Source organism: Cupriavidus sp. HMR-1, from assembly GCF_000319775.1.
In the GTDB taxonomy this organism is placed as follows: Bacteria; Pseudomonadota; Gammaproteobacteria; order Burkholderiales; family Burkholderiaceae; genus Cupriavidus; species Cupriavidus metallidurans.
Genome location: NZ_ANKP01000279.1, coordinates 1 through 12,229, shown reverse-complemented (window position 1 = coordinate 12,229; position 12,229 = coordinate 1). Strand labels below are relative to the sequence as shown.

The window sequence follows — 12,229 nt, the reverse complement described above, 5'->3', positions numbered from 1 at the left end:
AGCCCTGGTCCATGCCTTGCATCTTGCTGTGGTCCATGCCCTGCATCGAGCCCTGGTCCATGCCCTGCATCTTGCTGTGGTCCATGCCCTGCATTGAGCCTTGTCCTGCGCTCGGCGTTGAGCCCTGCTTCTTCGCGGTTGGGGCTGTCGCCTTCTGGGGGCGTGAATCCGGCGTTGCTTCGTTTGCCGGCGCACCATCGTTGTTTGAACTGTTGGGCGAATGCGAGTGCTGTGCCCACGCGGCGCTCATTCCTGCAGTGAGCAGGGCGGCGACTGCAATTCGTGTGTACTTGTACATGGGATCTGGTAGTCGGTTGAAGAGAGTCGGATCAGGCCACAAGTACTTCGCGGAACATCCCGGCATCCATGTGCAACATAAGGTGGCAGTGCCATGCCCAGCGGCCCAATGCGTCGGCGGTTACCAGGAAGCTGATCCGCTGCGCAGGTTGGACCGGAATGGTATGTCGCCGGGCCTGGAACGAACCGTCAGGCGACTCTAGCTCACTCCACATGCCGTGCAGGTGCATCGGGTGGGTCATCATCGTGTCATTGTGCAGAATCACACGCAGTCGTTCACCGTACTTGAAGCGGACCGGTGTGGATTTGCCGTACTCAACACCATCGATTGACCAGGAGTAGCGCTCCATGTTGCCGGTCAGGTGCAGTTCAACTTCCCTGGCGGGGCCACGCTTGTCGAGGGGGCCGCCAATAGTATGTTGATCGGCCAGGGTCAGAACTCGGCGCCCATTGTTGCGCAGGCCGATGCCGGGGTCGTCGAGATTGGTTCGGGCCATGTCCACGTGCATGTCCGTGGTGGCCCCATATTCGGTCTTGGCGTGCCGCGCCTTGGTGCTGGGGACCTTGAGCGAAGCGTCCATGGCGCCCATCGCGTGCTGGCTATGGTCCATGGTCATGGCCCCGTGGTTCATGCCACCCATGCCACCCATACTGCCCATCATGTCGGCCATGGTGAGCCACTCGGGCTTGTCGACTGCCGGCACCTGTGCGCTCAGTCCTGCTCGCACTGCGAGTGTGCCGCGGGCGTAGCCAGTGCGATCCATGGATTGGGAGAAGATCGTATAGGCGTCGTCTCGCGGCTCCACCAGCACGTCGTAGGTCTCGCCGGCACCAAAGCGGAACTCGTCAACGCTTACGGGCTCCAGATTTTGGCCGTCAACTTGGATAACTTTGAGCTTCAGGCCGGGAATACGGACGTCATAAAACGTATTTCCGGACCCGTTGATGAATCGTAGGCGCACTTTCTCACCGGGCTTGAACAGGCCTGTCCAATTGCCAGCGGGGGTGACGCCATTGGTCAGATAGGTCAGCGTGGCACCGGAAAGGTCCGCGAGGTCGGTCGGATTCATCCGCATCTCGTTCCACATCTTGCGCTTTTCGAAAGCGCTCTTCACACCGTCGTTTGAAACGTCGCGGAAGAAATCGAAGACGGTCGGCTTGTTGTAGTTGTAGTAGTCGCCTTGAACCTTCAGTTTTGACAGGACCCGCATGGGATCCTCGTCGGTCCAGTCCGAGAGCAGAATCGTGTAGTCCCGGTCGGCTCGGACACCGTCCACGCCGGCGGCCGGATCAATCACGATGCCGCCATACACGCCGGTCATTTCCTGGAAGCCGGAATGCGAGTGATACCAGTAGCTTCCGGTCTGTTCGACCTTGAACTGGTAGGTAAATGTCTCGCCAGGGGCGATACCGGCGAAGCTGATCCCCGGTACGCCGTCCATCTGGAACGGCAGGATGATGCCGTGCCAGTGGATCGACGTGTGCTCGCGCAATTGGTTCGTTACGCGGATCGTCACCGTGTCACCTTGCCGCCAGCGCAGCGTCGGGCCCGGAAGCATCCCATTGATAGTTGTCGCCACCCGCGGCGTACCGGTAAAGTTGACAACCGATTCGGCGATGACAAGGTCAAACTCCGTCCCCGTCAATACCGGGGCGGTGCCGGATGAAGCGCTTTCGGGGAGTCCCGATGATTGTGCCCACGCAGTTCCGCCCAAAGCACTCAGCCCCGCCATTACCCCGCCGGCGGCCAAACCTTGTACGAAACGGCGGCGTGGCAGGTTGGGCAGCAAGATGCCAGACAGTCGATCACGTCGCATGAAAATAGTCCTTTTCGCTTGAATGGCCGCTTCGGTTTTTGCGGCAGGTCAAAGAGTAGCGAGATGCTGGCTACCGACGACTTACCTGAACATTACATTCCGGACAGGTTGGGGTCGCCTCGGTGCGTACTGGGTAGACTACGCCGAAGATAAAAATTTGTATTAACAAAACCCGGCCGATCGCGTTGGGAGGAGGTTGGGTAATGAAACTGCTGGTAGTGGAAGATGAAGTCAAGACGGGGGAGTATCTCCGGCAGGGCCTGACCGAGGCGGGGTTCGTGGTCGACCTGGTCGCCAATGGACTCGATGGTCAACACTTTGCGGTCAATGAAACCTACGATCTCATCATCCTCGATGTCATGCTGCCCGACGTCGACGGATGGCATATTCTGCATGCCATCCGCGCGTCAGGGAACGCGGTCCCGGTCTTGTTTCTGACGGCGCGAGACAGTGTTGCCGATCGCGTGCGAGGCCTCGAGCTCGGCGCGGATGACTATCTGGTCAAGCCATTTGCCTTTTCGGAGCTGCTTGCCAGGGTCAGGACGCTGCTGCGTCGAGGCGCGGTGCAACTAGCGATGGACCGGATTCAAGTGGCCGATCTGATTCTGGATCTGAGCCGGCGGCGAGCGTCTCGCGGTGGGCGACGCATCACGCTGACCAGTAAGGAATTCGCCTTGCTCGAGTTGTTTGCGCGTCGAAGGGGGGAGGTGCTTCCCCGATCCCTCATTGCCTCCCAGGTGTGGGACATGAACTTCGATAGCGATAGTAACGTGATCGACGTGGCGATCCGGCGCCTGCGGGCAAAAATCGATGACGGCTTTGAAGTAAAGCTGATCCAGACTGTGCGCGGCATGGGATACGTCCTCGAGGCACCTGAGGATCCTCTATGAGGCACCGTCTGTCCCTGACTGTTCGGCTGACCATCCTGTTCTCGCTTTCCTCCGCAGTGGTCCTGCTCGGACTTGGCGTGCTTATCTGGCTGGCGATGGACCGGCACTTCGCCAACGAAGATTTTGTGGTGCTGGGGGACAACATCCGTCTGATTGAACGCGTCGCGGATGAAACTCCTGTGGAACGTCTGCCTGCGCGCCTGCAGGAGTTGGTGGAGCACCATCCCGGCTTTGTCGCACGGGTGCAGACCGCGCAAGGCAAGACGATTTTTGCCACGCGGGATTTCGATTTCAGGCCGGCGGAGAGCGCTACGAACGAGGGGCCGAACTCCGAAGGCACCTTCGTGTGGCAGCAGGAAACCAAGCACTACCGCGGCATGCGAGCGGAGGTGCCCGTTTTAGGCTCGGATGTGGGCGCCTTGAAAGTGGTCGTCGGAATGGACACGGAGATTCATGCACACTTTATGCATGCCTTCCGCCGGTCCTTGGCTTTCTATACAACGCTCGCTGCTTTCGCTAGCGGCTTGCTGGGCTGGTGGGCTGCGCGCCGCGGTCTGGCGCCACTGCGCATGATGGCATCGCGCGCTAAAGATGTGACGGCGAACCGATTGGATGCGCGCATGCCGGTGGCCGCGGTGCCAGTCGAGATGGCGGATCTCGCGGCGACATTGAACGCGATGCTCGAGCGTCTGCAGAACGATTTTCAACGGTTGTCGGAATTTTCGTCAGATCTGGCGCACGAGTTGCGCACCCCGATTACCAACCTCATGACGCAGACACATGTCGTTCTGTCCCAGCCGCGTGACGCCGCAAAGTATCGCGATGTGCTGACCTCAAACGCCGAGGAATTGCAGCGTCTTGGACGGATGGTCTCGGATATGCTGTATCTGGCAAAAATGGAGCACGGCATCACGCTGCCCAATGAGGAGTCGATCGATATTGCCGATGAAGTGCTGGCACTCTTCGACTTCTACGACGCGCTGGCCGAGGACAAGGGGGTCAACCTGCAACTGCAGGGGAACGCCAAATTAGCGGGCGACCGTCTGATGATGCGTCGGGCGCTCAGCAACCTCTTATCCAATGCGCTGCGTTACACCGCGGAGGGTCGTCAGATCCTGGTGTCTGTACGGGAGCACGGAACTGATGCCATGATCGTGGTGGAGAATGAGGGCGAGGAAATCCGGCCGGATCTGCTTCCTTACATTTTTGATCGGTTTTTTCGGGCAGATAAGTCCAGGACGCGACTGGATTCGGACAGTGTCGGACTGGGACTGTCGATCACCAAGGCGATCGTGGTTGCGCATGGCGGAAAAATTGCCGCGGACTGTTCCGGCGGAAAAACCCGTTTCACCATGACGTTCCCGCATGGTCGCCTCGGACTGACCTGAGGCCCGCGCAAGGGCCTCGCGCACAGCAGCGCTGCCTGGGGTGGGCTGCCGTGCTGGTCAGCTTGCGCCGCGAGGCGGAAGCAAGTGACCCGATGGGCTTTCAAATCTTACTGCAGTGGAGGCAAGCGTTGCGTCGAATTAGATATGGAATCGTTGGGCTGGCGAGCTTATCGGGGCTTGTCGCTCACGCACACATCATCCCCATCCCGGACGTGCAACCTGCCGCGGCCGCCTATCTGGCGCCGGGCGCGTCGGGAAAGACATGGCCGGCGACGGAGTGGGTCGTGGAGGTGGACCGTCTCGACGGCCAGCCTGCGAGCCGTGCCGTCCGGACCGGTGAGTCGGTTTCGCTCAGCTTGCGAAACCTGGGTGAAAAAAGCATCGACGTCGCTGTCGTGCTATCGCAGAGCGAAGCCATGACGCCAATGGCGAATAGTCAGCCCGTGACGATTCATTTGCTTGCGGGGGAACGGCAGGAATGGAGAATGCAGGCAACGAGGCCGTTGCGGATTTTCGTTTCTGCATCCCCCGAGTGGGCGAAGTAGGGCGCGCAACGCGCCCTGGCAGCATCAGCCCCCTTCGCTGTGGCCCTTCCTGAGGGCTTCGTCGAGCCTGAAAATCTCGTTGCCCTTCATGATGATTTTCGTGCCATCCCTGGTCTCCATGACCTTGCCTTCCGGCATGTTCATGGACTTGCCGAACTTGTTCTCCATGCCCATCTTGCCGTCCTTGAAAACGTGCACCTTCGAGCCGTCCTGCAAATCGTAGGTTTTAACGACATTGCTCATATCGACCGCCGCCGCACTCAGCGATACGGCAGCAATGAAGGCTCCGACCATCAGTTTTTGTTTCATCGTTTAGATCTCCAGGTTATGGTCCTGCACTAGGGCGCATTGGGTCCACCATGTTGTGGAACAACAGGTTCAGTGGACCTTGTCTTCTTGTCATCTTCGCAACCCGCCTGTTGACTGTCCGGTGCAGATGCCGGCGTCGATCGGTCCGGCGGCTGGCTCGTCGCCTTCGGCGGCGTAACATGCTTCATCGAGTGATGCCGGGGATTGGCCGCCAACACCAATAGCTGGACCTCATCCCCGTCGTCGCGGCGTTCGGCCTTGATGCCATCAATGCCCAGTCCAGTCGGTGTCTCGGCAACCCATGCCAGTTGTATTGCCCACACCTGTCCCGGCACAAGGCAGATGGCTGCGCCAACGGACAAGAGGAGTGGCATGCCTGCTTTCATTCGCATCCTGACATTACAAGTAGCGGATGGGGCGTTCGAGAACTGTCTTTTCAATTTAATTTTATTCCCGGACCCGAGCAGCGGGCCGTATAGAGCGAAAATGTAATCCTCCCGAAAGATTGATGTTAACGAGGTAACACTGGCGGGGAAGAAATTGAAGATACAGTTTCATACGGTAATGAATACAAATCTTTTCCTGCGTTGATCGCGCCAATGCAAAGGCAAACGTCTGGAGCTTGGATTGGATATTGAAAAATTTAAGAGCATTGCATCGCTTCTGATGCGGTAATACTTGAAGCCGCTCTGAAAGAACTATGTCATGTGGCGGTTAGATTCCCGTCATTTAACGATTGGATGCGCATTCTTCGTGGATGCGCGTGGGCATTGCGGCGTGGCAGCGGATTTCACCTGTGGATTCAACCGGTCAACGCAACAGCTTGATGGAGTCGTTCAGCCGGCGTACCGAAGTTTAGTGTCTTGCGCGGGCGTTCATTGAGACGCCTCGCTACAGCATCGAACTTGATATCGGGTGCGTGCAGGCCTGCGCATTCGCAGCGGCGATGGTGGCCTCAGAAAGCCCCAGCACGCAAGGGAGATCTGTGCGCTGTGTGCCACGATTTGCGAAAGGTGCGAGAAGGAATGCAGCAAGCACGGTGCGTCGCATTGACTTGTCAGTTTTGCGGCGTCTGCAATGCGAGGGACTCAGTACGAGGAGTTAACCGGAAACTGTCGGGGGGATTACATTGAGATCCGGCGCGATCCTTAGGCCTCACTTGACGGTAGGATCTCGCTTGGCCTAGCCGACGACGCCATCGTTGGACACTAATGCGTCGCAGGGTGGCGGGAACGAAGCGTTTGGCGTGGACGTGGTGGCGAATGCGAATTACACTCATTTCCGAATGAATATCCGGGGTGCCTCCATGTTTTGCCGAGTTCTGAGCCGTTGGCCGATTGCACTGCTGCTGACGATCAGCGCGTTGTTCACGAACTTTGTCCACGCCGCGGAGGCCTTCGACGCCAAAGCCCGGCAGATTTGGCAACTCCTGGACTACGTCGCGGTTGACTACGGCGGTGCGGTGGACGATGGCAAGGTGCTCAATGGATCCGAATATGCGGAGATGCAGGAGTTTGCGGCCACAGCGGAGCGCCAACTGGGAGAGTTGCCTCAGGGTCCCGCCACTCAATCGCTACGCGAGCAGGCAGCGTCATTGCGCGAGGCAGTCGCGAACAAGGCCACAGCGGTTGCCGTGGCGCAAATCGCCCACGAACTCGCGGCCGCTGTACAGCGCGCGTACCCTTTTCCAGTGGCGCCTGCCAAAGTACCCGATCTAAGTCGGGGCGCTCAGCTGTTCCAGGCGCAGTGCGCAAGTTGCCATGGCGCGCAGGGGCGTGGTGATGGGCCGCTGGCTGCGACGCTCGATCCGAAGCCAACCGATCTGACCGATCATCTGCGCGCGCAGGAGCGAAGCCTCTTCGCGCTGCATCAAGTGCTCAGCAACGGTGTTACCGGCACCGCCATGCCAAGTTTCGGCGCGCTGCCAGACGACGACAGGTGGGCCACTGCCTTCTTTGTCGGGTCGCTGTCGTACACCGGTGATTTCGCGTGCCGAACTCTACGTCAGCGAGCCGTTTGCCGATCCGACGCTCCCTGCGTTCTCAGCGCAGATGAGACAGGTCGGGCATGATTTGCAAGACTCGACCGTTCGGTATCTTGCGACCAGATTTTCGTGGCAGGCTTAAGGAAACGTCCCTATGAATCCGGATATCTACCGCGCGCGCGAGGCCGAGGCGCAGGCCGCGCTGGACGCTGCGGCCGACTACCAACTCACAGCACACGCGACCGCGCGCGGCGCCTTGCGGGCTATTGATCTGGACGGTGCACAGGCTCTAATGGGCCAGTCTGGCGGATGGATTGCACTGGGCAACGCAGCTGCTGTCGACCTCGCTGGTAATCAGGCTGCCGCGGAATTTGCCGAGGCGCTGGCGCAGCGCGATGCGCCCGACCCCAACGACGATCCCTACGGCCGGAATTTGGGTCTGGACCGCGACGCGTGGCTGCGGGAAATGCTGCACCAGGCCGGCGGCCTTGTGGGCGGCTACCTGTAGGTAAAGGGCGCCGATGGACATACGAGTCGCCGCCCGTGGCCGACAGGATGGCAGCAATGCAGAAAATCTTCGTTGACGCGCTCGCTGCACGCCCCTTCATGCAGCTTGGCAATCGTGAGAAAACGCCCCTGTGACCGGAAGCGCCACGCCCGAGCGTGAGAACACGGGCCGATCTGGCATAATCCACGGCAAGGTTGCTTAGGTCAGGGGCGGTTGCGGGCAGTTCGACCCTGCTGGGTGCCTCATACCTGGTCTTTTATTTTCTCCTGCTGGTGGTGCTTGACTTCGTCAAGCTGCGCGGTATGACAAATATTAACTCGACATCAACTGGTGTCGGAAAGGCCGAAGGTGAAGGTATGGGCAAAAACTCTCTGGATTTCGTGAAGCTGTCTGTGTTGTCTGTGTTGGAAACGATTCACGGGCTGGGTATGAGTGCACTTGTGGCTGTAGCGCTGCCCTAAGCAACTTTGGCAAAAGCCGCCTCCGGGCGGCTTTTTTTTACGCCACCGCCTCCATGCCGATGGAACAGCAACCGTCAGGTGCCAACTCCGGCCACTTCAAAGATCTCAGCGAAGTTCTTGCGATCCCTGTCCTTGTCCTGAGTCGTCTCTGAATTGGCTTGGACTTGCGATGTGCGTCACGGACCCCGACAAGGGCAACGAAGGCATCTCCGCGATCTTTATCGATCTGGACAGCCCGGGAGTGACACTCGATACCGCCTGCGTGCCCATCACCGGCCAGTACGTGGACGCCGACATCATCCTCGACAATGTCCGCGTGCCACGCTGCAACTGCATCGGCGGCGAAGGCAACGGTTTCCGGCTTGCGATGAACCGGATCAGCCTCAACCGCCTATTGCACTGCCCGACCATGATCGGCCTGGCCCGCCAGGCGCTGCGCTTGTCCATTGACTACGCGAACACGCGCCGCCAGTTCGGCGGCCCGATCATGCGATTCCAGGCCATCCAGCACATGCTGGCGGACATGGCGTCCAGCCTGTTTGCCTGCGAGAGCATGGTGCTGGCTGCCGCGCGCCGTGCCGATGCAGGCAGTGACGTCCGCATGGAGGCGTCGATGTGCAAGCTCTTCGTCTCGGAAGCCTGCTTCCAGATCGCGGACAAGGCCGTGCAGATTCATGGCAACGTGGGTGTCACGAAGAACCATCCGGTCGAGTTCATCTTCCGCAGGCTCCGGCTATACCGCATCGTCACGGGAACCAGCGAAATCCAGCGTAACACGATCGCCAAGGAAATCCTGCAGAGGCATGGGTCTTGAATGCGCACGTGCAATCCTGATCGCGACGTCCACGCCAGCATCAAGCGGGGTCAACAGGCTGTTCGCCGAGAACCGCTTCGGCTGCGACCTCTGGATGCATGTCAACATACCGTGCGGTCATCCCACCCGAGATGCATCGCGCCGCAGGTTGCCGGAACTGCGAAGCGACCCGCGTTGCGCGTCAATCCTGCGAATCACTGGCCTCGTGGCTTGACTTGTCCAGTGCTTTCTAATATTTGCTTGCAACGTGCGTAATTGGTGCGACGGGATGCGCGGAGGGTGGCGGATTCTGTTCGGCGTCTCCCCGACTTGGTTGGGATTCAGGTACAGAGGCGTCTACGTCCGGAATGAGGGGAGTTCGGTCACGAACGTCTACCAACCAAATGGCCCCTAATGGCCGACAAGCGACCGCCTGCCGGCCGATGTAAAGGTCAGACTTCGGTTTGCTCTGCAATCTCCAAAGCGTCATCAACCTCAATGCCCAAATACCTGACGGTGCTCTCGAGCTTGGTATGACCGAGGAGCAGTTGGACGGCTCTTAAGTTCTTGGTCCGTCGGTAGATCAAAGAGACCTTCGTTCGCCGGATTGAATGCGTCCCATAAGCGGAGGTGTCCAGGCCGATCGAGGCTACCCACCGATGGACCAATCGGGCATATTGTCGGGTCGATATATGGGGCGAAGAATGCAAACGACTGGGGAAGAGAAAGTCGCCGCAGCTCAATCCCCGTGCATGTATCCAGGCCTGGAGGCATTCGCGAGTCGGGCCAGTAATCTCAAACTGCACCGGTCGATGGGTCTTTTGCTGCATGACCGTCGCACGCATGCCAACTTGTCTTCCTACGCTGACATCCTGAACGCGGAGACGGATCAGATCGCAAGCGCGCAGTTTGCTGTCGATGGCGAGGTTGAACATCGCCAAGTCTCTCGTGTTTGCGGTGAGCTGAAGGCGCGTACGGATGGCCCAGATCTCGGATAGCTTCAACGGAGGTTTCTGCCCCGTCAGTCTTCCCTTGTTCCACGGGTCGTGGTGGGTGACAGATGTTTGGGAGGTAGTCATGACTAGCTCCTAGAGTTGATGGGAGCCCATTTTGCGCTTGTGCCGGAGCCCCTCAAGTTGTGGGCGCTGGGCGCTAGTCCCACTCCACCTCCGAAACCAGTTCGGCCGAGACGACCCCTTCAACGCACATCTGGTAGAGCTTTCGGTAGCACAGCGGACATGGCGCACAGTCCAAGGCCTGGTTGCCTCCGATTTCGAAGTGCAGTTCGCGAATCCGGACGGGGCCCCCGCATTTGCAGACGAGAATCTGGGTATGGTCATCCATCGCTTATCTCCGTGGCAGAAGGGGATTGCAGCATGTGACGGCCGGAGGCTTCCTCGGATCAGCGAGATACTGATCGTCATGAGCGCGCGCCCGAAGGCACCGCAGGCTCCGAAGAGCCGAAGCATAGGACCAAAATTTTCGTGCGGGGGCAGCTTCGGATCTTGCCGATTCGTTGGTTGCCGAGACTCAATCGCCGAGTTCCTGTGCGGGACGCAGGGGGCGTCTCGGTGAGCGGGCCGTGACCGACCCTTCATATCACACCCGAAAGCAGCCATTCAGCGTGGTATCGTTGACCGCTTCGAGTCTTTGGGACCAAAGCAATATGGCCACGCTTGACCTCATCGGGGTTGCAATTCAGTTCAAGGATTGGGAAAAGCCATGGACGTTCTATTCGGTTGTGTTGGACCACATCTCACATGATTCCGACGACCGCGCCATTTTCGAGCGGATATGGGCAGAAGCGTGTCGTCCGGAACATTGGCAGTACGTCGACATTTCGAAATGCTCTGATGCGTGTGATCACGGGCTCGAGATTGGATTTTCATGGCTGCCCGAGGAGGCGCGTGTGCAGTTCGTGCGAGCAGCATCATTCCAATGGAAATGACGCGAAAACTCGGAAGGCCTTCGGTCGCCGGCGCTCGCGCGCAGCACCGTTACAGCAGGCGTTCTCCGGGCGGTTGAGAGCATCAGAGCTAGATAGGTACACAGATTGCTCTAAGCTTGCAGCCGAGCGCATCTTCGAGTTGCGATTCTTGCTCACCCGATAGGGTGCGTAGATTCGGATTCATCGCCTCAAGTACGAGCCGTCCAAATGCTGTCGGCCACAAATATCTGAGATCGTTCAATGAGACGGTAGCCTGACAGCAGCAGTCTTGACCAGCAGGTCAGGTAGTCTGCCCACAGCGAAATCATCCATCTTGGTCACCCACCAGTCTTCGATGTCCACATCGCAATTGGGACAAGCCACGCTAGACCAATTTGCTCCGGGGTGAAAAATTCGACGTCCTGCTTGAATAAGAACGTAATCTCATCGGCATTGGGAGCGAATTGCGAGAAGAGCGCGCGCGCAACTTCTGCTGCCAATTCAATCGGCCTGAACTCGGGGTCGAGGGGAACACGCCATGCCCGTCCGCTCATCACGAGGGAGTCAAAGCTCAAACGTCGGATCGCCCGCCCACGCGAGAAAGCTGCGCACGACAGTAGCCTCAGTTCCGTCACTGAACCGGATGATCATCGCGCCGTCTTCGTCGGCGACCGACTCCACGCCTGGCAGTGAACGTGTAAGGACCTTGGCCTCTTCGTCAACCGTATTCGGTGCGTCGCCATTGACAGGAGCCTCAATGATCTTAATCTGATCCACCGTCTGGTGGCTCACCGATCCGGTTTTCGTCATCGTCGCTGCGGCGACGCGGTGCCCCTTCGATGCCAGGTTGGCTCCCGCCAAGGTTCGCGAGTCGTTTGGCGGCTTCACGCTGGATCAAGGCCTTTAGCGCCTCGCGCACAAGTGCCGTTTTCTCTTCCAGCCCCGTATAGGCACGGGCCTTGGCCAGCAGTTCATCGTCAAGCGTAATCGTCGTACGCATAGGAATCTCCGCAAGTACCGGCACAGACTATAGCATCCAATGATGTCGATTTTGGTGCGCACTTACATTGGGAATGCGGGCGTTTTGCCACCACAGGCCTGCAAAATCGGTGTGTCCACTGCAGGCCAATTCTTGTCTGCCGCCGATACCTGTGGTCTGCGTTCTGTCTCCAGTCCGTGCCGCGCGGGCTCCGACGCTTGGAGCCGCCATGGCTGCAACCGTTCCGCCTGAGTCGCCTGCGACCGCGCCTGCACCTCGGCCACTTCGTTTCCTGCGCGCCGTGACGGCGTGCGCCAAGGCGGCCCCGGCG

The 12,229-nt window shown here is 59.0% G+C and carries 12 protein-coding genes and 2 pseudogenes; 7 read left to right on the top strand and 7 right to left on the bottom strand.

Going from position 1 to position 12,229, the window contains the following annotated elements; translation table 11 throughout:
• A pseudogene (locus D769_RS31615) lies at nt 1-298 on the bottom strand (copper resistance protein B); the annotation flags it as partial.
• 31 nt (nt 299-329) lie between these two features.
• A complete protein-coding gene (locus D769_RS30425; protein ID WP_040011367.1) occupies nt 330-2,114 on the bottom strand; it encodes a copper resistance system multicopper oxidase in 1,785 nt (594 codons plus the stop codon).
• A gap of 203 nt (nt 2,115-2,317) precedes the next feature.
• Here D769_RS30425 and D769_RS30420 point away from each other — a divergent pair, with 203 nt between their 5' ends.
• The 3 genes from D769_RS30420 to D769_RS30410 are packed head-to-tail and all read left to right on the top strand — an operon-like array spanning nt 2,318 to nt 4,937.
• A complete protein-coding gene (locus D769_RS30420) occupies nt 2,318-3,004 on the top strand; it encodes a heavy metal response regulator transcription factor (RefSeq protein WP_008652575.1) in 687 nt (228 codons plus the stop codon).
• The gene (locus D769_RS30415; RefSeq protein WP_008652574.1) at nt 3,001-4,392 is read left to right on the top strand and encodes a heavy metal sensor histidine kinase; all 1,392 of its coding nucleotides are present in this window, start codon (nt 3,001-3,003) and stop codon (nt 4,390-4,392) included. Before D769_RS30420 ends, D769_RS30415 begins: the two co-directional genes overlap by 4 nt.
• A gap of 50 nt (nt 4,393-4,442) precedes the next feature.
• Nucleotides 4,443-4,937 (top strand): hypothetical protein, encoded by a 495-nt coding sequence (locus D769_RS30410; RefSeq protein ID WP_011514844.1) that lies wholly within the window; start codon nt 4,443-4,445, stop codon nt 4,935-4,937.
• Nucleotides 4,938-4,961: 24 nt separating this feature from the next.
• On the opposite strand, the gene copK is transcribed toward D769_RS30410, so the two are convergent.
• Complete coding sequence (gene copK, locus D769_RS30405) at nt 4,962-5,246, bottom strand: periplasmic Cu(I)/Cu(II)-binding protein CopK (protein WP_008652571.1); 285 nt, start codon at nt 5,244-5,246, stop codon at nt 4,962-4,964.
• Nucleotides 5,247-5,275: 29 nt separating this feature from the next.
• A complete protein-coding gene (locus D769_RS31610) occupies nt 5,276-5,620 on the bottom strand; it encodes a Cu(II)/Cu(I) resistance protein CopM (RefSeq protein ID WP_133428603.1) in 345 nt (114 codons plus the stop codon).
• A gap of 872 nt (nt 5,621-6,492) precedes the next feature.
• On the opposite strand from D769_RS31610, the gene D769_RS30400 reads away from it, so the two are divergent.
• The 3 genes and pseudogenes from D769_RS30400 to D769_RS30385 form a co-directional block, all read left to right on the top strand.
• Nucleotides 6,493-7,317, top strand: a complete 825-nt coding sequence (locus D769_RS30400; protein ID WP_227461555.1) for a cytochrome c — start codon at nt 6,493-6,495, stop codon at nt 7,315-7,317.
• A 67-nt stretch (nt 7,318-7,384) separates the two neighbouring features.
• A complete protein-coding gene (locus D769_RS30395) occupies nt 7,385-7,738 on the top strand; it encodes a hypothetical protein (protein WP_008652569.1) in 354 nt (117 codons plus the stop codon).
• 666 nt (nt 7,739-8,404) lie between these two features.
• Nucleotides 8,405-9,013 (top strand): annotated as a pseudogene (locus D769_RS30385) (acyl-CoA dehydrogenase); the annotation flags it as partial.
• A gap of 431 nt (nt 9,014-9,444) precedes the next feature.
• Here the strand turns inward: D769_RS30385 and D769_RS30380 are convergent.
• Complete coding sequence (locus D769_RS30380; RefSeq protein ID WP_008652562.1) at nt 9,445-10,071, bottom strand: tyrosine-type recombinase/integrase; 627 nt, start codon at nt 10,069-10,071, stop codon at nt 9,445-9,447.
• A gap of 587 nt (nt 10,072-10,658) precedes the next feature.
• Here D769_RS30380 and D769_RS30370 point away from each other — a divergent pair.
• A complete protein-coding gene (locus D769_RS30370; RefSeq protein ID WP_008652558.1) occupies nt 10,659-10,940 on the top strand; it encodes a hypothetical protein in 282 nt (93 codons plus the stop codon).
• A gap of 543 nt (nt 10,941-11,483) precedes the next feature.
• On the opposite strand, the gene D769_RS30360 is transcribed toward D769_RS30370, so the two are convergent.
• Entirely contained in the window at nt 11,484-11,729 is a 246-nt protein-coding gene (locus D769_RS30360; protein ID WP_223277379.1) for a cytochrome c1, read from the bottom strand.
• Entirely contained in the window at nt 11,683-11,919 is a 237-nt protein-coding gene (locus tag D769_RS30355; RefSeq protein WP_008652555.1) for a type II toxin-antitoxin system VapB family antitoxin, read from the bottom strand. The genes D769_RS30360 and D769_RS30355 overlap by 47 nt, the downstream gene beginning before the upstream one ends.
• Nucleotides 11,920-12,229: the final 310 nt, after the last annotated feature.